17 protein-coding genes and 1 riboswitch are annotated in these 22,394 nt (G+C 39.3%); of the genes, 4 read left to right on the forward strand and 13 right to left on the reverse strand.

The annotated features are described in order from the left end of the window. Nucleotides 1–494 precede the first annotated feature (494 nt). Both H0Z36_RS08635 and H0Z36_RS08640 read left to right on the forward strand, forming a co-directional pair. Nucleotides 495–830, forward strand: coding sequence for a metalloregulator ArsR/SmtB family transcription factor (locus H0Z36_RS08635; protein WP_296865679.1), 336 nt, complete (start codon nucleotides 495–497; stop codon nucleotides 828–830). A 96-nt stretch (nucleotides 831–926) separates the two neighbouring features. Then, on the forward strand, nucleotides 927–2,315 hold the full coding sequence (locus H0Z36_RS08640; RefSeq protein ID WP_296865506.1) for a radical SAM protein: 1,389 nt from the start codon (nucleotides 927–929) through the stop codon (nucleotides 2,313–2,315). Nucleotides 2,316–2,376: 61 nt separating this feature from the next. Here H0Z36_RS08640 and H0Z36_RS08645 read toward each other — a convergent pair whose 3' ends face one another. Beyond that, entirely contained in the window at nucleotides 2,377–2,685 is a 309-nt protein-coding gene (locus H0Z36_RS08645; RefSeq protein ID WP_296865508.1) for a DUF503 domain-containing protein, read from the reverse strand. A gap of 5 nt (nucleotides 2,686–2,690) precedes the next feature. Further along, nucleotides 2,691–3,689 (reverse strand): serine hydrolase, encoded by a 999-nt coding sequence (locus H0Z36_RS08650; protein ID WP_296865509.1) that lies wholly within the window; start codon nucleotides 3,687–3,689, stop codon nucleotides 2,691–2,693. A gap of 228 nt (nucleotides 3,690–3,917) precedes the next feature. On the opposite strand from H0Z36_RS08650, the gene H0Z36_RS08655 reads away from it, so the two are divergent. Further along, the gene (locus H0Z36_RS08655) at nucleotides 3,918–6,563 is read left to right on the forward strand and encodes an S-layer homology domain-containing protein (RefSeq protein WP_296865511.1); all 2,646 of its coding nucleotides are present in this window, start codon (nucleotides 3,918–3,920) and stop codon (nucleotides 6,561–6,563) included. 39 nt (nucleotides 6,564–6,602) lie between these two features. Here the strand turns inward: H0Z36_RS08655 and metA are convergent, their stop codons facing one another. From metA to H0Z36_RS08690, 7 genes are all read right to left on the reverse strand, one after another. Beyond that, complete coding sequence (gene metA, locus H0Z36_RS08660; RefSeq protein WP_296865513.1) at nucleotides 6,603–7,520, reverse strand: homoserine O-succinyltransferase; 918 nt, start codon at nucleotides 7,518–7,520, stop codon at nucleotides 6,603–6,605. Between the two features lie 43 nt (nucleotides 7,521–7,563). Continuing rightward, nucleotides 7,564–8,844, reverse strand: coding sequence for an O-acetylhomoserine aminocarboxypropyltransferase/cysteine synthase family protein (locus H0Z36_RS08665; RefSeq protein WP_296865514.1), 1,281 nt, complete (start codon nucleotides 8,842–8,844; stop codon nucleotides 7,564–7,566). Between the two features lie 71 nt (nucleotides 8,845–8,915). Beyond that, nucleotides 8,916–9,021, reverse strand: a riboswitch (SAM riboswitch). A gap of 114 nt (nucleotides 9,022–9,135) precedes the next feature. Next, nucleotides 9,136–10,335 (reverse strand): iron-containing alcohol dehydrogenase, encoded by a 1,200-nt coding sequence (locus tag H0Z36_RS08670; RefSeq protein ID WP_296865516.1) that lies wholly within the window; start codon nucleotides 10,333–10,335, stop codon nucleotides 9,136–9,138. 15 nt (nucleotides 10,336–10,350) lie between these two features. Further along, nucleotides 10,351–11,868: an aldehyde dehydrogenase family protein gene (locus H0Z36_RS08675; RefSeq protein WP_296865518.1), complete on the reverse strand. Its 1,518-nt coding sequence runs from the start codon at nucleotides 11,866–11,868 to the stop codon at nucleotides 10,351–10,353. A 31-nt stretch (nucleotides 11,869–11,899) separates the two neighbouring features. Next, nucleotides 11,900–12,481, reverse strand: a complete 582-nt coding sequence (locus H0Z36_RS08680) for a TetR/AcrR family transcriptional regulator (protein ID WP_296865520.1) — start codon at nucleotides 12,479–12,481, stop codon at nucleotides 11,900–11,902. 148 nt (nucleotides 12,482–12,629) lie between these two features. Further along, a complete protein-coding gene (locus tag H0Z36_RS08685; RefSeq protein ID WP_296865522.1) occupies nucleotides 12,630–14,378 on the reverse strand; it encodes a glutamine--tRNA ligase/YqeY domain fusion protein in 1,749 nt (582 codons plus the stop codon). Between the two features lie 72 nt (nucleotides 14,379–14,450). Further along, nucleotides 14,451–15,143 carry an HDIG domain-containing metalloprotein gene (locus tag H0Z36_RS08690; RefSeq protein ID WP_296865524.1) on the reverse strand — a complete coding sequence of 231 codons (693 nt, stop codon included), beginning with the start codon at nucleotides 15,141–15,143 and terminating at the stop codon, nucleotides 14,451–14,453. Between the two features lie 132 nt (nucleotides 15,144–15,275). Between H0Z36_RS08690 and H0Z36_RS08695 the strand changes: the two genes are divergently transcribed. Next, nucleotides 15,276–16,124 carry a YitT family protein gene (locus H0Z36_RS08695; protein WP_296865526.1) on the forward strand — a complete coding sequence of 283 codons (849 nt, stop codon included), beginning with the start codon at nucleotides 15,276–15,278 and terminating at the stop codon, nucleotides 16,122–16,124. A gap of 498 nt (nucleotides 16,125–16,622) precedes the next feature. On the opposite strand, the gene H0Z36_RS08700 is transcribed toward H0Z36_RS08695, so the two are convergent. From H0Z36_RS08700 to H0Z36_RS08715, 4 genes are all read right to left on the reverse strand, one after another. Then, nucleotides 16,623–17,252, reverse strand: coding sequence for a helicase-related protein (locus H0Z36_RS08700; RefSeq protein WP_296865528.1), 630 nt, complete (start codon nucleotides 17,250–17,252; stop codon nucleotides 16,623–16,625). Nucleotides 17,253–17,367: 115 nt separating this feature from the next. Then, nucleotides 17,368–17,526: a hypothetical protein gene (locus tag H0Z36_RS08705; protein ID WP_296865530.1), complete on the reverse strand. Its 159-nt coding sequence runs from the start codon at nucleotides 17,524–17,526 to the stop codon at nucleotides 17,368–17,370. 30 nt (nucleotides 17,527–17,556) lie between these two features. Then, the gene (locus tag H0Z36_RS08710; protein WP_296865532.1) at nucleotides 17,557–18,711 is read right to left on the reverse strand and encodes an aminotransferase class V-fold PLP-dependent enzyme; all 1,155 of its coding nucleotides are present in this window, start codon (nucleotides 18,709–18,711) and stop codon (nucleotides 17,557–17,559) included. Between the two features lie 25 nt (nucleotides 18,712–18,736). Further along, nucleotides 18,737–22,381, reverse strand: coding sequence for a hypothetical protein (locus tag H0Z36_RS08715; RefSeq protein WP_296865534.1), 3,645 nt, complete (start codon nucleotides 22,379–22,381; stop codon nucleotides 18,737–18,739). Between the last annotated feature and the right edge of the window lie 13 nt (nucleotides 22,382–22,394).

The following is a 22,394-nucleotide window of genomic DNA, read 5'->3' on the forward strand; positions in this document are numbered from 1 at the left end:
CATCTACCAGCTTCTGCCTCTCCGATACTAATTTGAGGTCTTTGATATTAAGCTTAATATCTTCTGCCATTATCATTCCTCCCTATCTATTTGAAATTGTAAAGATTTACCCCAAATAAAAACAAAACCAGCCTTAAAATTTTCCAAAGCTGGATTTTAAGATGTTCTTTAATTCTTCCCTCCTTTTATATACTTTACTGTCCTTTATAACAAGCAAAAAGTATGCCAAAAATTAAAAACATCTGTGAAATTTGATTAAATCCAGTTTCTTTATGGCTATCGAGGAAATTTTTCCTCGTCGCTCAAAAAACAGTCGGAAATATTTTCTCTCTTATCAAAGAAAAAATTTCCGCTGTTTCGAGGTGTCCCTTCATAAAATGAGGTATATCTCCATAAAATAAAGTTTTGTTTTTTCTCTTGACAAATAATTTATCCAGATTTAGTATATGAACAAACAGTAATATATGAAAAGGGGGACAGGTTACTTGGAAATCGTGCAGGTTTTAAGAACCTTAGGAGACAAGAGTCGGATCCGGATATTTAATCTTCTGCGTGAAGGTAATCTAAGTGTAGGAGAAATTGAAAACATTTTAGGCTTAACCCAATCTAATGTCTCAAAGCATTTAAGTAAACTTAAGGCTGCCGGTCTCATAACTCAGGAAAAAAAAGCACAGTGGGTTTATTATAGAATTAATAATCCTATCCTCAATAAATATCCTTTATTGAACGAACTGATTGAAAAAGAACTGGATAAGATCGAAGCTTGCAGACAGGATATTGAAAAACTCAGAGAATATCAAAAACAAAAAACATTAAGCTGGGAAACCTAATCCTTCATTAAATACATTACGCACGGTTCTTATACCTGCACGAAATAAATAACATCCGTAATTCATTCCCAGTCAAACAGGAAAGGGGGATTTACCTTGAAATCTGCCAAACAGTTGGTAAGCACTGTAGTCCTCAGGGAAGGTCTAAACTATGTAGAAAAAAACCCTATGCAAAACTTGAACAAACTTATAAACTGGGGAGAAAAACTGGCGGTAAAAGAAAACCATAAAGAATATGCCCGCAATTTCCGCCGTATCCTCAATGAACCTGAAAACAACTGGCGCACATTTGTAGAACGTCTCTTTGTTGAACTGGATCCGCACGTTCGGAAAAAGCTTTTGGAAAACTTTGTGGTAAATTCAGGTCTGGCCGGTATGCCTTTGGCTGAAAAAATAGGAGCTAAACATGGATGCAGTATCCCTTGGGCTATTTTAATGGATCCTACTGCCGCCTGCAACTTAAAATGCATTGGATGCTGGGCTGCCGAATATGAAAAAACCTCTTCCTTAGATTATGAAACCTTGAACCGCATAATTGAAGAAGGTAAAGAATTAGGCATCTACATGTATATATATTCAGGAGGCGAGCCTTTAATCAGAAAAAAAGACCTTTTAAAACTGGCACGTAAACATAATGACTGCATGTTCCTGTCTTTCACCAACGGAACCTTAGTCGATGAAGATTTTGCCCGCGAAATGCAAAAATTAGGCAATTTTTCGCTGGCTATAAGCGTGGAAGGCTTTGAAGAAGAAACTGATATGCGTCGCGGCAAAGGAACTTTCCGCAAAGTTATGGAAACTATGGATATACTAAAAAAATATGGAGTTCCTTTTGGTTTTTCCACCTGCTACCACAGCCAGAATACCACTGCCGTAGGCTCGGATGAATATATCGATTTGATGATTGAAAAAGGCTGTATATTCGGCTGGTACTTTACCTATATACCTTTAGGCAAGGACGCAAAACTTGAACTTTTAGCTTCTCCCGAACAGAGAGAATGGATGTTCTATCGGGTAAGGGAATTCCGTGAAACCAAACCTATTTTCCTGATGGACTTCTGGAACGACGGAGAGTTTACGGAAGGGTGTATTGCCGGAGGACGCAAATATCTGCACATAAATGCAAACGGAGATGTAGAACCATGTGCTTTTATACACTACTCCAATGTTAACATAAAAGATGTAAGCCTTTTAGATGCCCTTAAATGTGATCTTTTCCGGCAGTATCAGTCAAGACAGCCGTTCAACGAAAATCATTTAAGGCCCTGTCCGCTCTTAGACAACCCACACCAGCTCAGGGAAATGGTTCAGCAATCTGGTGCTCGTTCCACACAGCTCATGGACTTAGAACCGGTTGAAGTCCTTACCGATAAGTGCATTGAAATATCTCAGAAATGGGCAGTAAATGCCGACCGGCTGTGGCAGGAAGTCCAGTCTCAAAAAGAATGCAGCAATTGTTCAGGAGACTGCAGTAAAGTAGGCTGAAATTAAAAGAAGCGGTTCTTCCATCTTTTAAGGATAAGAAGAACCGTCTTTTTTTTATCACTCATCTGCCATATGGTATTACTTCTACCATAAATCCCGTAATCTCCAAAGAAGCATCCGCATTCTCTGCTGTTTCCCGAACTATCGAAGCTAAAAAATCTGCTTCTCTTTCCCTTGAAGCTGCTGCAGCAAACCCTAAAGCCGTCCTCTGCCACAGGTCATGATAATCCACCTCTAAAATTGATATATTAAACCTTTTTCTTATCCTGTCTGCAATGCTGTTTATTATTTTACGCTTATCTTTAAGCGACCGACAGTAAGGCAGAAAAAGCTCCATCCTCCCATATACCACATACATCTTCTCCACCATCCCCTTCATTTTAAAAGATCCCGGGCAATACAGGCTATAATTTCTTCCGCCTGGGCTAAATTTATTTCCTTTTTATCTTTAGAACATACTATAATCGTCAAAACAAAAGGAGCCCGATCTGGAAAATAAATCACAGCCATATCGCCTACTAATCGGGGGACCGTACCGGTTTTATTGGCAATCGTTAGTTCGGGACTTAGATATCTGGGAATCCGATTTTTATCAGTATTTTTCTGCATAAGCTTTAAAATACTTAGTAAAACCTCATCTCCTTTATCTGCATCCTCTACCAGACCGGCCAAAAAAATCGTCAAATCCCTCGCTGTAGTTTGATTGGACGGCTTGTCATCACTCATTTCATAATATTTCCTATATATATGGGTTAATTTCAACCCGTTTTCAAAACAATACCGGTTCACCTCGTTAAATCCTGTTCTTTCTAAAATAATATTGGCAGCTACATTATCGCTGTAACACATCATAAAATATAAAAGTTCATTATAGGTATATGTTTCTCCCGGGCTCTCACCCTGTAAAATTCCGGTTCCTTCCACCTTTTCTCTTCCTACATATTTATCCTCTTCTTTCAAAATATACTTTTGATCCAGACTAAATCCCTCTTTTTCAGCCTTTTTCAAAAAAGCTGCCATATACAAAGGCTTGGTAAGGCTGGCTGGATAAAAAGGAATATCATCATTATATCCGGCATAAATCCTTTTATCTAAATTATAAACTCCAATATAAACTTCATATCCTGTATTTCCTATATATTTATCAGCCAGCATACTAATCTTTTGTCTGATATATTTTTCGTTTTCCGCTTTTTCTCGCTCTTCCATTTCTCTTTTCTTTTCAACTACTAAATCCTGCTGTTCTTTTACAGCCATTCCCGATAATGGGCTTTTCTCCCGCGTGGAGGCAACCCTGATTCCCGATATTATAAGTGCATAAACTATTACCATAATAAAAATCGTTAAAAATAATTTTATTTTTCCTCTAACCATAAAACCCCCGCCTTTAATCACGAACACTCTACTTTGACTGTTTCCGTAAACGGAGTTTTTTATACCTTATTCTTCTCCTTTCAACTGAAAGTATCCTTTAAAACATAGCGTATTAATCAATAAAATCAAGTTTATCGGCAGGAAAATTATGGGCAAATATCGAAGAAATTATAGGTTATGAAACAAAAGCTATTCACGCCAACAAAACAAAAAAGGAGAGATAAAAAAATGAAAAAAACAATCCTTAATGCATTAAGCATCTTGCTAGTCTCCGCCCTGATTTTGACATCTTTCCTGTTTCCCCTCTCAAACAGCAGGGCTTATGCTTCTGTATCAAGCCCTTATAAAGATGTTCCTTCTTCCCACTGGGCCTTTAAGTATATTGTAAAAATGAACAGCCGGGAAGTAGTCGCAGGTTATCAGGACAGAACCTTTAAGCCGGACAATGCTGTAACCCAACTGGAAGCTGTTCTAATGGCTGTCCGCAATATGGAAGCAGAAAGTGAAATTGCCCGGATTGATGCAAGCCGAACTCTGCCTTGGACAGTGCCTGACTGGGCACTGGCCAAAGCAAAAAAAGAACTGCTCTTTGCAGTAGATAAAGGACTTATAGTCCCTTCTGAAAAAACATTTTACGCAAACTCTCTGGCTACCCGGGCCTGGATGACCCAGCTTATGATCCGCATGATTGGCAAAGATAGCGAAGCTGCCCTTTATGCTAATCAACATTCCGGCTTCAACGATGATATTTCTATTCCCACAAGATACAGGGGTTACATAAATGCTGCGGTAAACTACGAAATCATTGCTGGATTTGCAGACAAAACCTTCAAGCCCAATGCAATAGTTACCCGGGCTCAGAGTGTGGTCATGCTCAGTAAATGCGAAAAATACATGAAGCTTGCCAGCTCCTTCAGCGGTAAAATCATAAATATAGGCAGCAACAAAATAACCTTTGCCGCCGAAAGCGGAACTAAAATCTGGCCTTTATCAAGCTCAGTTCTGGCATTTGACCAAAACGGCAGTCTTATTCCTGTATCTTCTGTCAAAGCTGGCTCCAAAGCTAATATAATCGTCAAAAACGGACAGGTAAAACTCATAGAAATATCAGAAGAAGCCCCTTCTCTTATCTCTCTTTACGGCAAAGTTATAAAAATAAAACCTGAATCTCGGCTTTTAGTCATTGAAGACGAAGAAAACAATCTCTATACCAAAACTATAGCTGTTGGCACCCCCTGCAATGACAGCCGGGGAAACAGCCTGGATTTTTCCCTCATACCAGAAAATGCAGAAGTTGAACTCAGCCTGGATTCAACCGGACAGGTTGTGGAAATAACTGTATTAACCGGTCAGGACAACCTTATCGACACTGGAATAATAGTAGAGATAGACAAAAACAAACAGCTCATAATTATCAAAAACGGCAGTATCTACAATGCCTATAAATATTCACCTTTAACCGAAGTAGAAATTGACGGAGTTCGTTTTGCTTCAGTAAATGACCTTATGCCAGGTGATGAAATAAAAATAACCACAGAAAACAATATCATAAGCAAAATAAAGCTTATCAAAGCCCAGCAAAACCTGACCATCAAAGGCAGTGTCGTTGAAAACCTCTATGATCGCAAGATAATTCTTATCGAAACTGCGGATAAAAAAATTCAGACTTTCCCGGTTTCACCTCAGGTTAAACTGGTCATAAACGGCATAAAATCACCGATTTTATCGGATATAGTCCAAAATGACAATATCGAAGCTGTCGTAGAAAACGGGGTCATAACCTCTATAACCGTTACTAACCGCACTATAAACACCAGCTTAAGCGGCACAGTCGTAGCAGTAGATGTCCCCAGCCGCACTCTGGTTCTTAAAGACAGTGACGAAGACCTGATAACATATGAAGTAAGCAGATTAGCCGATATAAAAATCGATGGGAAAACTGCTTACTTAAGCGATGTCAAAAAAGACATGAAAATAAGGATTGAGCTTTTAGGCGATAAAATCATCTACATAGAAAACAGCAACAATGTAAACGGCACTGTAATATCGGTAAATACTGACCGCAGCCTTATTTCAATAAAGGACAATAACGGCAACCTGAACACCTATAAAGTTTCAACATCTGCCGATATACAAATCGAGGATATTACCAGAGCCGAACTTAGGGATTTAAAACCTGGCGATGAAATTGAATTTAAAGTAACTGATGAAGAATTAGTAACCGAAATTAAAGTAAAACGAATCTTTACCTATGAAATACTCTCGGTATACAGCGACTCCCTTAAAGTCACCACAGGAGATGGGGATTATACCTATATCTATGATGAAGATAATCCGGAAATCATCATACCGGGTATCAGCTATCCGCGCTTCAGCGACTTTAAAAAAGGCAACACCGTAAAAGTAACTTATATGGGATTTAAAGTGGTTAAAATCGAACTCTCTACACCTTTAGCCGGACAGATAACCGATATTGACACTTACAGCGGAACTATTACTATTGCAACCTTTGAAGGAAAAACAACCCGGTTATCCTTTAACCGCAGTTCTAAAATAATAGACAGCGGTAAAAGTTATTACAGTCTACGCTATCTGCATGTTGGCGACAGGATAAAAGTGCAGGAAAACTCAGATGGAAGTATGACATTATACCTCATGAAAAAAGTACAGACCAGGTTCGCCGAAATTACTGACAACAATACCGAACTTTTGGTAAAAAGGAGCTCTTACTATACCTACACCCGCTATGACCTGGTTTCTTCCTGTTATGTCCACAAAGGAAGCCAAATCTTAACTTACCGGGATTTAAAAGAAGATGACCTGATTAACATATATATTCTAGATGACATGGTTTATGAAATAGAAAAAATCTAAGCATAAAAAAACCGCCTGCGAAATCGCAGGCGGTTTTTTTTATTCTTCCGCATAAAGATCATAGGGAGTAATCTGATATACATAATAGTTGAGCCAGTTGGTAAAAATAAGGCTTCCGTGGCTGCGCCAGCGGACAATTACATCCTTTTCGGGATTATCGTCGATGAAATAGTTGCGCGGAATATTTATCCGCTCACCCTTTCTAAGATCTCTTTCATACTCTTCTTTTAAAGTATATGCATCATACTCGGAATGACCCATGGCAAAAATCTGTCTGCCATCTTTGCTCATAACCAGGGCCACCCCGGCTTCATCAGATTCCAAAAGGATTTCTAATTCCGGCACCTTCTCAATTTCTTCCCGGTGCACTTCGGTGTGGCGGGAATGAGGGATAAAAACTTCATCATCCAAACCCCGCATCAGCTCACACCGGCGGTTGTTTATCCTATGTTTGAAAACCCCGAACATCTTTTCCGGCAAAAGATAGTTATGAATACCGTAATGGTGATATAATGCCGCTTGGGCAGCCCAGCATATGTGGAAAGTGGAAGTTACATTTTTAACTGTATAATCCATTATCTCTTTCAACTCTTTCCAGTACGCTACATCTCCAAAGCGCATCTTTTCAACCGGAGCTCCGGTTATTATCATACCGTCATATTTAACATGTTTAATATCACTGAATGTCTTGTAAAAAGTCTTCAGGTATTCGGTCGGAGTATGCTTGGATTGATAAGTTTCCGTAGTCAAAAGGTCTATTTCAATCTGCAAAGGAAAATTGGACAGCATCCTCAAAAGCTGGGTTTCGGTTACGCTCTTTATAGGCATAAGATTTAAAATAGCAATTTTTAATGGTCTTATGTCCTGATGCAAAGCCCGGTATTCATTCATGACAAATATATTTTCTTCCGCTAATATATCTCCGGCCGGCAGATTTTCCGGGATAATAATCGGCATATATCATCACTTCCTCCCACTGCTGGTATTACCATTAATATGTCTAAACCGCCTTATTTATAGCTTGGTCAAAATCATTAATAATATCATCAATATCTTCAATTCCAACTGATACCCGGATTAAATCCGGCGTCACTCCGGCACTCCTCTGTTCTTCTTCCGTAAGCTGACGGTGGGTCATGCTGGCCGGATGAAGCACTGAAGTTCTGGTATCTCCCAAATGCACCACCAGGGAAGCCAGTTTCAAATTCTCCATAAACTTTTTCCCTTCCTTGAGTCCGCCTTTAAGCCCAAAGGTTAACATCCCCCCACAGCCTAAAGGTAGATACTTCTGAGCTAAATCATAATAAGGGCTGTCCTCTAATCCCGGATAATTTACCCACGCCACCTTTTCGTTATTCTTGAGATAACGAGCTAAAGCCAAAGCATTCTGGCTGTGTTTTTCCATGCGCAGCGATAAAGTCTCCAAACTCATGTGCAAGAGAAATGCGGTGAAAGGACTCATTGTAAGCCCTATATCACGCATAAACTGAACCCTGGCCTTGGTTATATAAGCTGCATTGCCGAAAGACTCCACATATCTTATTCCATGATAAGCCGGGTCAGGTTCGGTAAAACTGGGAAACTTCCCATTATCCCAGGGAAATTTTCCGCTGTCAACCACAACCCCTCCCACACTTCTTGCCTGCCCGTCTATATATTTGGTGGTAGAATGCATGACTATGTCGGCTCCATGCTCAAACGGGCGGCAGAGATAAGGGGTAGCAAAAGAATTGTCGATAATCAAGGGAACTCCCATGTCATGGGCAATCCTGCTGAATTTTTCAAAATCCAGGACATTAAGTCCGGGATTACCTATAGTTTCGGCAAAAAGGGCTTTAGTATCAGGTCTGAAAGCTGCCTTTATTTCATCTTCTTCGGCATCCGGATGGACGAAAGAAACTTCAATTCCCAGTTTTTTAAAGGTAACTGAAAGCAGGGTATAAGTTCCCCCATATAAAGTGCTTGCTGCCACAATATGTTCCCCGGCATTGGCTACATTAACCAGAGATACCATGGTAGCTGCCTGTCCGGAGGAAGTAGCCAAAGCACCAACTCCCCCTTCTAAAGCAGCTATTTTCTTTTCAAATGCCTCTAAAGTAGGATTGCTTATCCGGCTGTACATATGCCCTTCCTCTTTAAGGTCAAAAAGCCTGGCAACATAATCAACACTGTCATAATAGAAGGTTGTGCTTTCATATATAGGTAAAATCCTGGGTTCCCCCGGTTTAGGTTCATATCCTGCCTGTACTGCTTTCGTCTGAAATTTCCACTCTTTTGACATTTCTCATTCCTCCTGTTCTTAAAATAAAAACCGCTTCCTCAAAGACAAGAAGCGGCATATAATCCGTCTACTTCTCATCTCTCAGGAAAAAATTCCTGCAGGAATTGGCACATTTCTGGATAAACCAGCTGTTGCCGGGTGTCATCGGGCCCGTCCCTCAACCTCTCTTGATAAGAAGTTTTTCCTATTCAATTTTAGTTAAATACGATTATATATAAAAAAAATAGTTTTGTCATGTACTTTTTTCATAAAACAGGGACGGCCCAAAATTTTTAAGCCGTCCCCGCCTCTTTATTTGCAAGAAAAGCACTCTCTTAAAATAGGTCTTACGCTTTCTTCCGGCAATGGGTAAGCTATACCGCTGGGGTCAAGTTTTACTGCCCAGAACAGGCTTTCCAAAAGGTTATCATCAAATTTTATGTCTATTATATCAAAATAAGGTTTAAAATGACACTCTTCCATAAGTTTTAAGACCTTTTCCCTGACCATAGCCACCAGGCTTAAGTCATCTTTATCATCATATATACCAAAAGCAAAAGCCAAATCTTTAGCTTTGCGAGCAAAATGAGCAGGATAATGCTGCATAACTGACGGCAGAGCTACTCCAACTGCCTGCCCATGCGGGATTCTGAGCTGCCCTCCTAAAGCATGGGCTACATTGTGTACCGGATAAAACATCCCCGACATGGCAAAGCCCATAATAGCAATATTGCTGGCAATCAGCATACAGGTTCGGGCTTCCAAGTTTGCTCCTTCATTTACTGCAACCGGTAGATATTTCAATATGAGCCTTATCGCCTGAATTGAAAGGCTGTCAATCATAGGGTTAGAACCGGGAGAAGTAAGTCCTTCCACTGCATGACCTAAAGCATCAAAACCGGTACATGCCGTCATATGGGGAGGAAGCCCTACGGTCAAATCCGGATCTAAAAGGGCATAGTCTGCCGCAATATATGGATGCAAAAGATCTCCTTTAACCTTCTGTTCTTCATTATATATTACCGCAATAGGAGACACCTCCGAACCGGTTCCAGCAGTGGTAGGTATGGAAACATTAGGGATATTTAACGGTTTTCCTAAAGGCCTTATATAAGGGCCAACATTTCCGGGCATAAGCTCTTTTATATCGGTAGCTCCCATTCCCAGCATGAGCTTTACCCCTTTTACTGAATCTAAAACACTTCCTCCTCCTACTCCTAAAAGTCCGTCAACTGCATTCACCCGGCACCAGCTGGCACAATCATTGATCACCCGCATAACCGCATCCTGCTCTATATCATCATATATTCCTACCAATTTCGGCTCTCCCTGGACTTCAAACATTTCCTTAATCTGATCGGCTATTCCCGCTTTTACAAGTCCTTTGTCAGTAACAAGAGCTACCCGCTTTGCTCCCATTTCCATAAACCTCTGGGGAGCAAAAGTGCGGCATCCTGAACCTACTTCCACTATAGTCCTGAAATCCCATACAAAATATTTAGGTGTTCCCATAAGCTCTCCTCCCCTCTATTTATTAAGACCTATCAGGTTGAACATAATCTTGTCATCTGCATCAGGAGTTAAATCCTGGCATATATGTTTAACTTCACTGTAAGCCATCAAGGCATGATACCAATTTTCCCTTCCATATCCGCTTTCTTTATAGCCACCGAAAGGAACATCCGGCCTCAAAACATGCCAAGTGTTAATCCACACCGTGCCCGTGCGCATACGCCCTGCTACCTTCTGTGCCTTGGCTACATCACGGCTGCAGACTCCTCCCCCCAACCCATATGGGCTGTCGTTGGCAATAGCAACCGCTTCATCCAAATCGTCATAAGGAATTACACACTGTACCGGCCCAAAAATCTCTTCCCGGACTTGGCGCATAGAGTTGTTGCAGTTTACAAAAATAGTAGGCTCAAAGAAAAATCCGTTGTCATAAATGCCTCCGGTCAGGACATTTCCTCCATAAGCAATCTCCGCCCCTTCTTCCAGCCCTATCTTTACATATTCTTTTATAGTATTAAGCTGGTCAAGGGAAGCAATAGGCCCTAAATCAGTTCCTATATCCAGCTGGTTGCCAATGGTCAGCTTCTTTATCTTGGCTATAAGTTTATCAACCAGTTGATCGTGCAGCTTGCGCGGAACAATAAGGCGGGTGCCTGACTCACATACCTGTCCGGAATGGAAAAGAAAGGCAAAAAGGGTCATATTACAGGCAACGTCTAAATCAGCATCATCTAAGACAATAAGGGGCGATTTGCCTCCTAATTCCAGGGTAACCCGCTTTATACCCTTAGCTGCCTGTTCGGCAATCCTTCTTCCTACTGCAGTAGAACCGGTAAAAGCTATTTTATCAACTTCCGGATGTCCGGCCAGATAATTCCCCATGCTGGAACCCGGCCCGGTCACCACATTAAACACCCCGGCAGGCACTCCGGCATCATGAAGGATTTTAGCCAGCTCCAGAGTAGTTACCGGTGTTATACTGGCCGGTTTCATAACTATACTGTTCCCCATAGCCAGGGCAGGGGCGAATTTATAAGCAGCAAGAATCATAGGGAAATTCCATGGAGTTATCCCCGCACATACCCCGATAGGCTCTCGCTTTGTGTAGCTGTGCATAGGAGCAATCCAGGGGGGGCACATAGCATGTTCCACCTTGGGCATTTCTTTTATAAGAGCAGCTGAAATAGCAAGAGAAGCTGCTACTGAAGCTACATCAACCGTGCTGGTTCGCCTTATAGTCCCTCCTGAAGTTAAAGATTCCAGATAAGAAAGGCGCTCCTTATTAGCCACTATCAAAAGAGCAGCATTAAAAAGAATTTCTGCCCTCTCTTCCGGCTTTTTACCAGCCCATACCCCTGATTCAAAAGCAGCCCGGGCTGAAGCCAAAGCCTTATCCACATCATTTTTATTCCCCCGCGGAACCCTGGCTACCACTTCTCTTGTGGCCGGATTGATAACTTCCATCATTTCTCCGCTGTCGCCCGGCGCCCACTGTCCATCAATAAACATACCATACTCCATTATTTCTGCCATCCTAAACCCTCCTCATGTAAAAATCCTTTTATTAGCCCTTTAAAAAGCCCTGAACTATCAGTCGGGCAATTTTTTTAACATCGACTATTTCCGGATGCATAAGCCACTGAATAATAAGCCCATCAGCAAGTGCTACCAACACTACTGCTTCAACTTCCCAATCGCTCTCGCTTTTTCGCCCTGCAATTCTGGCTAAAAAGGTCTGCATTATCTGGCGGTATCCGGCATAAGTATCCCGGAAGCGTTTTTTTAAAATTTCATTGCCCATAAAAGCCTCCTGTAAAAGATAAAGGTTTAACTTATCTCTTTTTTCTGCATTTAAAATGAGCATAAGACCTTCCCGGATCACTTCTTCCGGATTTTCTCCTTCCACATAGCTTATTCTGTCCAAAAAACCTTTAAGCATCTGATCAAAATGTTTCACCGTAAGCTCATATATGAGTTCATCTTTGGAAGGAAAATAATAAAAAAGAGTCCCTTTGCTTATGCCGGCTTCCCGGGCTATATCGGCAAGGCTAGTTCCCTTTACCCCTTTTTCCATAACCAGACGGGTGGCTGCATCCAAAATCTTTTCTCGATTACCTTCCACAAATTTTGCTTCTTCCTCTTTCATCCAGTATCCTCCTCTCGGTCGCCCGACCGCCCGACTGTTTTAATTTTATTCTAACAAACTTTATAATTATGTCGTTTTCTGTAATCAAAACAAGTTAATTTAATCACAAACAGAAAAAGAAAAAACCAGCCTTAAAGGCTGGAGATATTTACGCTTTATTCTTCATCTTTGCCCAAGTATCTTTCAAACTTACAATGCGGTTAAAAACCAAAATCTCTTCAGTTGAATCAGGGTCAACACAGAAATAACCGTGGCGCAGAAACTGGAAGCGGTCTTCTGTTTTAGCCCCTTTAAGGTTAATCTCGGCTAAACAGCCGGTTAAAACCTTAAGCGAGTCGGGATTTATTTTTTCTGTAAAACTGCGCCCATCTTCGTCATTATCCGGATCAGGCACGGTGAAAAGACGTTCATAAAGCCTTACTTCACATGGAACAGCATGGGCAGCATCTACCCAGTGCAAAGTCCCTTTAACTTTCCTCCCGGCATTGGCTCCTCCGCTCTTGGACTCAGGGTCATAAGTGCAGATAAGTTCAATAATTTCACCCGTTTCAGGATCCTTTACCACTTCTTCACATCTTATGATATATGCACTTTTAAGCCGCACTTCCCCTCCTGGCTTTAAACGGAAAAACTTTTTAGGAGGGTCTTCCATAAAGTCTTCCCTTTCAATATAAATTTCCCGGGAAAATGGAATCTTCCTTACCCCCATTTCCGGCATTTCCGGGTTATTTTCCGTTTCCAGCCATTCAACCTGACCTTCCGGATAATTTTTTATCACCACTTTAAGCGGATTTAACACTACCATGGCTCTGGGTGCCCTTTTATTTAAATCATCCCGAACACAGTGCTCTAAAAGGGCAATATCCACTATGCTGTCTCTTCTGGCAACCCCTATCCGCTCACAGAAATCGCGTATGGCTTCAGGTGTATATCCGCGGCGGCGAAGTCCCGAAATAGTAGGCATGCGCGGGTCATCCCACCCTCTTACATAGCCTTCTTCCACCAAAGTCTTAAGCTTTCTTTTGCTCATCACCGTGTAAGTAAGGTTTAGGCGGGCAAACTCAATCTGCCGCGGCCTTCCTTTAGCATCTTTGGAATAATCAACATTATCTAAAACCCATTCATAAAGCGGACGGTGGTCGGCAAATTCCAAAGTACAAAGCGAATGGGTGATTCCCTCTAAAGCATCCTCTATCGGATGGGCATAATCATACATAGGATATATGCACCACTTATCTCCAGTTCGGTGGTGGGTAGCATACTGAATACGGTAAAGCACCGGATCACGCATATTAATATTGCCAGAAGCCATATCTATTTTGGCTCTCAAGACCTTGGATCCTTCTGGAAACTCTCCATTCTTCATCCGTTCAAATAAATCCAGGTTTTCTTCCACACTCCTGTTCCGGTAGGGACTTTCCTTGCCAGGCTCAGTCAAGGTTCCCCGGTATTCTTTTATCTCTTCAGCGCTTAAATCGCAAACATAAGCCTTGCCTTTTTTTATAAGCTGAACCGCATATTCATACATCTTGTCAAAATAGTCAGAAGCATAATAAAGCCGATCCCCCCAGTCAAAACCTAACCATCTTATATCTCTTTTTATCGACTCTACATATTCAGTATCTTCTTTGGTCGGATTAGTATCGTCAAAACGCAGATTGCAAAGCCCTCCGTATTTCTCAGCCATGCCAAAATCAATACATATAGCCTTGGCATGTCCTATATGTAGATATCCATTTGGTTCCGGGGGAAAGCGGGTATGCACCCGGCCATCATTTTTTCCGTTTTTCAAATCTTCCCTTATAATTTCTTCAATAAAATTAACTCCTTCTTCTTCTCTTTCATTATCATTTAAAATACCTTCCGCGTTCAGTCTTTCTTCCTCCTGCCTGCTCATCCTGTTCCTCCTTTTAAACTGATTAAAATACAAGCTCCCACCTTTTTAAATTAATCCACCAATAAAATTATATTACTTTATTCTTCTTTCTTTGGCAACTTCAGGCTTTTCTCCGCTTTTTATCTTTCGGCAAACCTCCAAAAACTTTCGAACATCATTTTCCTCCTTATCTTTTATCTCTTCAGTAAGTTCTCCCCTGCCCAAACGGTCACAGATGGCTAAAAGTGCAACTTCATTTTCATTTATTTCTTGCATCATCCTTTCAACCTCCGCAAACGGCAACCCTTTCACCACAAACAAAACCTGCATATGCCATCTGACCAACTTTACTACTTCCCTGATAAACACCTCATCACAATTAAGCTTCTGTAAAAATTCTTCTGCCATATAAGCCCCTATTTTATCATGATCATATGCGGTAATCTTGCCTTTTCTCACCTCTGTTGTTTTTAGCTTCCCCAAATCATGCAAAAGGGCTGCCCACATAAAAACCCGGGGGTTTTTGCTTAAATCCCGGCGTTTTGCTGCTTCATCCACTACCAAAAGGGTATGATTCCATACACTCCCTTCAGGATGATAAAGCGTAGACTGTTCTATTTCTCGCAGGGCATAAAGATGTTTAAAAGGCTCCCTTTCCCTAAAAAACTTTTTTACATCCTCCCTCTCCAAAAAAACTGAAGGTTTATCATCTTCCACAAGATGTTTATCTAAAATCCTGAAAAATTCCTCCAAGCTATAATCAGATATATCTTTTTTCCCCTGCATATTATCCCCTTCCCTTAAACTTTTGCAGATAAAGCTCAAATAAATTATACTTTTAATTAGCTTTAACCAAAACTAATATAAAATTACATTTTTCATAAACTAAACTATAAATACAATGCGGGGAAAACTGTTATGGGAAATAAAATCAAATCTTTTATTCTTCTAAATCTAGGAGCTCTCTTGGACGCCTGCGGATTTTACTTTTTTCTTGCCCCTAATAACATCGCTGCTGGCGGCATAAGCGGGCTGGCTTTAGTTATAAATAAATTCCTCCCTTTTCTTCCTTTAGGAGGAATAATTTTGACTTTGAGCATACTCCTTTTAATCTTAGGATTTATAACTATCGGGTCTGTCTATGGTTTTAAAACTGTATACTGCAGCATCACTATCCCGGTTATAATATGGCTATTAGAAAAAATTTATCCCTTAAGTGCTCCTCTTTTAGAAGATCTTATTATCCAGCTTTTTTTCGGAGTTTTAATATCCAGTATCGGCCTTGCCATACTCTTTAATCAGAATGCTTCTAGCGGCGGCACCGATATAGTTGCGCGCATAATTTATCAATTTTATCACCTGGATATAGGCAAAGGGCTGCTTCTGGTAGATTTTATTATAACCTTGGCTGCCACCTATGTTTTTGGACTGCAAAAAGGCCTTTATGCCCTTTTAGGCGTAATCCTCTACGGCTTTATAGTAGATTATGTAGTAGAAGGAATAACTATAAGCAAACAGGTAATAGTCATTACCCCTAAAAGCAAAGAAGTCAAAAACTTTATAACAGTCCAACTAGGCCGCGGAGCTACGGTTTATAAAGCAGAAGGAGCATTTACCGGCGAAGAAAAAGAAGTAATCATGACTGTACTTAAAAGGCAAGAATTCGTAAAATTGCGGGATTTCATCAAAAAAACCGACCCTGATGCCTTTATCACCGTGCAAAACATCCACGAAGTATTAGGAGAAGGGTTTAAGCCTTTAACATAATATCCCTTCTCCTAATTGGCATAATCAAGTTTTAGATTACCTAATCAGCTTTAAACCGGCTGCTTAGCTGAAGAGCTGAAGGGGCTCTCTTCTTTATCCTCTTCTGTTTTTTCACTCCCTGTTTTAATGTAGTTCTGTTAACTTAAATCATATTTGCAATCGTAGAACCCCAGTGTTTATGCTGTTGGTGTAAGTTACCAGCTTCACCCCCAAACATAAACAAAGGAGGTTCTACGAAAATGGGTAACTTATCCTGTCCTAAGTGTTCAAGTAATTCTCTTTGGAAATACGGCCGCGATTATAAAGGTCGTCAAAAATATTGCTGTAAAAAATGCCGTACTCAATTTGTCCCTGAAGCAAATCGACATAAACACCTTAACATTAAATGCCCTTGGTGTGGCTGTGCTAGAGTTAACTCTTTCGCAGCTGGTTTTACACCAAAATTTAAACATAATCGCTGGTTTTCTATGATTGCGTGAGTTTTTTCATCATTTTAAGTTAACAGTTCCAAATTAAAATTTTGTAAATATCCATAATTTCCTCGATCAGCATGTCAGTTACAACTCTATTAATTGCTAGCCGCCCAAATTCTTCCGCGCGCTCTAGTTCTTTTTTAACTAGACTTGTATCCTGTTTTCTTTCTTCCTCCCCTAAAAAGGGAACCTGACTAAGATCACGCGGCAAAGTTATAAAATCATATATTCCTGCAAAATCCTTCCCTTCAGCTAAGCGTAAAACCCTGCCCCGCCTTTGGATATATTCTTTAGGATTAGTAGTACTTGATAAAATAAAAGCTGTCCTTATAGCAGGAATATTTACTCCCTCATCTAAACACCTTATAGCAACTAAAGCTTGCAAATCACGTCCTTCAGCAAACTTTTCTTCTAAAACCATTCTTTCTTCAATAGACTCCTGCGCCGTAAATTTTGCTACTTTCATATTCAGTTTATTACCTAGCAAATTGATAACTGCTTCAATTTGTCTTTCTTCCTCTTCGTAATCATGCTCATAAAAATCATACCTGTATAAACTTGCAGCTCCGCAGTAAACTAACATGTGGGTTTTATCCCGATAACTCTGCATTATCTTTTCTAGCTTTTCAATCTTCTTCCTAGATCCTGCTACCAAACGCCCTCGTTTTATCAGAAGTCTTTACCCTTTTTCATCCAATTTGGAGCTGCCTTCTTTATCTTTTGTATAACATTTAGCTATCTCCCGCGAAAGTCTGCGGTATAATTCCAGCTCATCTTCTTCTAAATAAGTCAAAAGCAGTAGAAGAAAAATAGCCTACTGCTCTTTTATAAAAAACCGAAGTGTTCAGTACAGGGATATAAAAATCTCTTACTATATTATTTTGCAAAGTGCGGTACTCTTTCTTTATATTAAGCTCTTTAAAGCTCATCTTACCGCCCCCAAAACTTCTATTAAATACTTAATAATTATCATAAATATACTCTAGTGCTTCATCTAAAGCTGAAAAATCTTCCTCACAGTTAAAATAACCTACACTAAAGCGCATCGTTCCGGCCGGGTAAGTCCCCAAAAACTGATGGGCTTTAGGGGCACAGTGCAAACCGGTTCTAACTGCAATATCAAACTTAGATAAAATTCTCCCTATCTCATCACTGCTGTATTCTTTAAAAACACAGGATATAATCCCGACATGATTTTCTATATTTCCCAATCCTATAATATCTATGTTGCCATATTTTTGCAATAAACCTTTTAGCTTTTTAAAGTTTTCGCTTTCTTTAAGCCTTATATTATCAAGCCCTACATCATTTATCCATTTCAAAGCTGCATTAAGACCCGCGATAGCTGTAATATTTAAACTACCTGCTTCATATCTTTCGGGAACTGTATCAGGCATATCCAAATTAGCCGAGTCAACTCCGGTTCCTCCGTAGAAAAAAGGAGGAGGCAGCTTAATGCTGTTTTTTACGATAAATCCGGCTGCCCCAAAAGGAGCATATAAAGTTTTGTGCCCGGCAAAAACTGCAAAATCAGCTTCAATACGGCTCAAATCAATTGACAAAAGTCCGGCTGTCTGCGCCATATCTAAAACATTAACTGCCCCCATTTTTTTAGAAAAACTGAATATTTCTTCTACCGGAGCAATAAGTCCGCATACATTGCTGGCATGGCTTATGATTACCACATCTGGCTTCTTTTCCGTCATCTGATTATGTATAGATTCCAAATCATAACACATACTAGCACGATCCACTTTAAGGATCTCAATGTTTATACTGTATATCTTCTGCAAATGGTATAAAACTCGCATTACCGCATTATGTTCAAAAGGAGAAACATAAACATTAATTCCCTTTTGACAAATAATTCCATGCAAAATAAGGTTGAGGGCAATAGTAGCTGAAGGCATAAAAACTGCCTCTCCTAACTGGGAACAATTAAACAGGCTGAGCAGCATTTCTCTAGTTTCTTCAACCAATTTAGCTGCTTCGTCAGCCAACCTATACTGCCCCCTGCCTACATTTACCCCATACTGTCGGTAAAAGGCATCCATAAAAGCATAAACTGCTTCCGGTTTAGGGAAAGTAGTAGCCGCATTATCAAAATAAGGCATAATTTCAACTCCAATAAGATAAAATTCAACAAAGCTTTTCTAAAATTTCTACTAAAATCTGTCTTTTTTCATCCTGGCTGAGGGAAGTTCCAAAATCTTCTAGGGATGAAATAATCTCATTGTAAAGAAGCCTGCCTATTTGACTGTAATCAGTTTTATTGAAAATCCTTACTTCTTCCTTTCCTGACTCATCTATAAAGCAGATTTTGTATCTGCTTTTCAGACAGGGAACTGCTTTTTTCTTATATTTTTCATCCTGCTCCTCTACCTTTTCTTTAAACTTTTTTGCCGCATCTAAAAAGCTTATTACAGTTTCACTATTCCATTCTTCTATCCTAAGCCCTACAAGATTTTTCGCAATCATCTCTGTTAAAAGCTCATCATCCCCTTCATACTCTTTTATAATTTTTAAAATTCTGTCTTCATTACTGCTGAATAAATGATTTTGGGTATAAACATCTAAACCTTCATGCCAGTCTTTTAATACTGAAACCAAGCTTTTATCCTGCTTTTGCCCTGCAAAAATCTTTCTCATATCGTGAGTTAATTTAACTGCCAAATCTTGCTTGGCATTATCTAACAAATCCTTGATTTTTCTTATTTCTTCTATTATTTTTTCAGGTTCTGTGTCGTGCACACCTAGTATTTTATAAGTTTTGCCAAACAAAAATTCCCGCGGGTTAATTTCCGGCTTGCGAATTTCATTTACAAATTTTAAATGTCTTTTATCTACAGGAACAAACTTTCCTTCTCCCATATAAATCTTTTCCATTTTCTTGGCATAAAGTGGCAGGGATACAAACCACCTCTGCATCCCTTTCAATATATAAGAAAAATTTCCATATTCCTTTTCTAATTCATTTATATAGCTGGCAAAAACAGCTTCTAACCCTAATATATACCTCTCCTTGCTTTCGCTCCATTCTTCCAAGTAAAACCAGTATTCTTGCGGATTTTCATTTATGTTGTTCAGCAAATCTGCCGTTATCTCCAGTTCTTTCCCATTTTTGGTTATTACCGCATATCTTCTGAAAAAATGGAGAACTGCTGCTATATAAATAGGTATTACTCCTTTTTTTAAGCCTATTCCAAAATCGGGAGAAGTCAATTTATCATACAATTCCCGAAAATTCTTAGGATTATCTGCACTGCTGCTTATAAAAAACCCTTTTATAAGTTCTAAAACCTTTTGCAGATTATCTTCTTCAATATTTTCCAATTTCAAAAAAGTTTGTCCGTCTTCATTATGCAAAATTCCTAAATTCATCAGAGTAGTGCGCATTATAAAAACTTCCAAACCATTACCTTTTAATCCCAAATTAAATTCCAACCTGTCTTTTAAAAGAGCTTTTACCACTTTAGTCCGGCTCTTAAAAGCTACCGGTGAAATAACGTCCTTATTTACTACTTCATTATTTATAATGGGAGTATATTTATAAATATCATCGCAGATACGAGACAAATGATCATAGAACTGAGCCCTAGTGTAAATATTTTTCTTTTCACCACAATAATAGTAATAAGCTTTTTGATGCTCAGGATAAAAATAAATATTAATAAATCCTTTTATCGCTTTTTCCAAATCTTCTCTGTAAAAATCATATTCCTCTTTAAGTTCTAAATCATCCGCTGTTTCCTTTTGCAGAATATCTACAGCTTTATATTCAAAAGCTACCGCTTCTATATCATAAAATTCCCGCGGAACAATAAAAACTATTCTTTTGTGTTTTACCCTGCTTAAACACAAAAAATCATGAACAGCTGCAAGTTCATCTTCATCTTTAGGGATAATTCCATATACAACTCCGCTTCCTCTTACATCAGCTATTTTTTTCTCCCAATCCTTACAGCTTAATAATTCCTTCCCTTCTAAAAAAACAAAATCAAAATACCGAACTATCTGCTTGTCATTGTTATGCTTTACCGGATAAAAATAATTTTCACTCAAGGCTTCATTCAAAACATCTCTGACTCTATAGCTTCCTTTTACTTTTTCTACCATGTCGACGATTTCATTTTTTACTGAACCTGCCACTGCCGGATTTTTTAACACCAAATATCCATCGCTTTTTCTGACATAAACAACCCTATACCCTTCCTGCAGCCTAGATAAAGCTGTCGCAATTTCTCTAGGATCACTAACTTTTTCTTTAAATATATTTATAATAACTTCCGCCGTAGGAGAAAGCCGATCAAATCTGTCGACCAGGTTTATCAAAGTTATAGTTTTGACAATTTGGGCTTCTAAGGAATTTTTTTCTAACTGGTTCAGTATTCTCTGGGCTGCTGAAAACTTCCTGAATATTTCGCTGGTATATATCTCTTTTTTAATCAAAGGTTCAAAATAATCATAAACATAATCGGGAGTAATTAGAGGGAAATCACCTTCTGCTGTCTTCAGAAAATAAGGCAAAGTATTTTTTTCATCAGCAGATAAAAAACTAAACAAAGTCCGCTCATTTTGAGCTATTTTATTGGTTAAACCCACTAAAACAAAAGCAGAAACAGGATGAAGAGGATAAAGCCTGTAAACCATCTCCTGCAAAGCAGTTTCATCCATTTCTAAAAAAACCTGCATTTCTTTTACTGAACTTACCACTTCTGTAATTTTTTCCTTTTTTGTCAACCAAAACTCATCGAAAAAACCTGGTTCATGTTTTATCACTTTGGAGATAACTTTATAAGTTTCGTAAAAATCGTCTTTAATTTCCTCATGCTTAAATCTTTCAGTAATAGCCCTCCAGGTGTCGACCTTGGCTTTAGGCAATTTATCTATATAGTTGGCAATGTCCTTATGGGTTATAAGCAGCAAGTGTAGCTGATTCTCCCGGCTTCGGTTGCACTTTTCCGCTAAATCCTGAAGAAGTTTCATCTCTTCCGCAGAAATCCGGCTGATATTATCTTCTAAATATTTGCCAAATTCATCATAGACTATATAAATGCCTTCATAACCATAAGAAATAAGCTGCTCCCCTACTTCTTCATATACATCTATCACATCAAAACCCAAGGGAGGATTAAAAATGCTCCCGGCCGTTAAAGACGGATATATATCTACAAACTGTTTATATGCCTTTTTGTCAAAAACAGACAATCTTCGTATGAACTCGGCAGCTGATTCTCCTATGTCCTCTAAAAACTTTTGATAAGTCTCAGGATATTCGGTTCTCCACTTTTCAATCATTTCTAAGGCCGCACTATAATTAGTTTTTAAAACTATATCATTAAGCCCTTCTCGGCGCAGAGCATTCTGCAGAGCAAGCAAAAGGGCTTGTGATAAGTCATGATAACTGCCCTGGACAATTACCGGCAAAAATCTTTTTTCACTTTCTATATAACCCCTTAAAAAAGCAGCAAACTCCTGATTATATTCAGCTATTTCTTTTAATAAATCCTCAAAAATACTTAAATCTTTTTTGGACAGTAGAGCTAATAAAACCAAAATCAAATGCGATTTGCCTTTTCCATACGGCCCTACTAATATCCTAGCTCTTTGGTTAGAATTTATGTAATAAGTGCTTAAAAAAATACTTTCCAAAAGTTCAACCAAAGCTACAGTAGGGATAAAATCTTTTATTTTCGCAATATCATCTAAATCATAAGCAATGTTGACCGAATACTGAAAACCTTCTAAGGTTTTTACGGCTTTTTCTAATATACTTTTACTCATCGCTTTTCTACCC

The organism is Thermosyntropha sp. (assembly GCF_017656155.1).
In the GTDB taxonomy this organism is placed as follows: domain Bacteria; phylum Bacillota; class Syntrophomonadia; order Syntrophomonadales; family Syntrophomonadaceae; genus Thermosyntropha.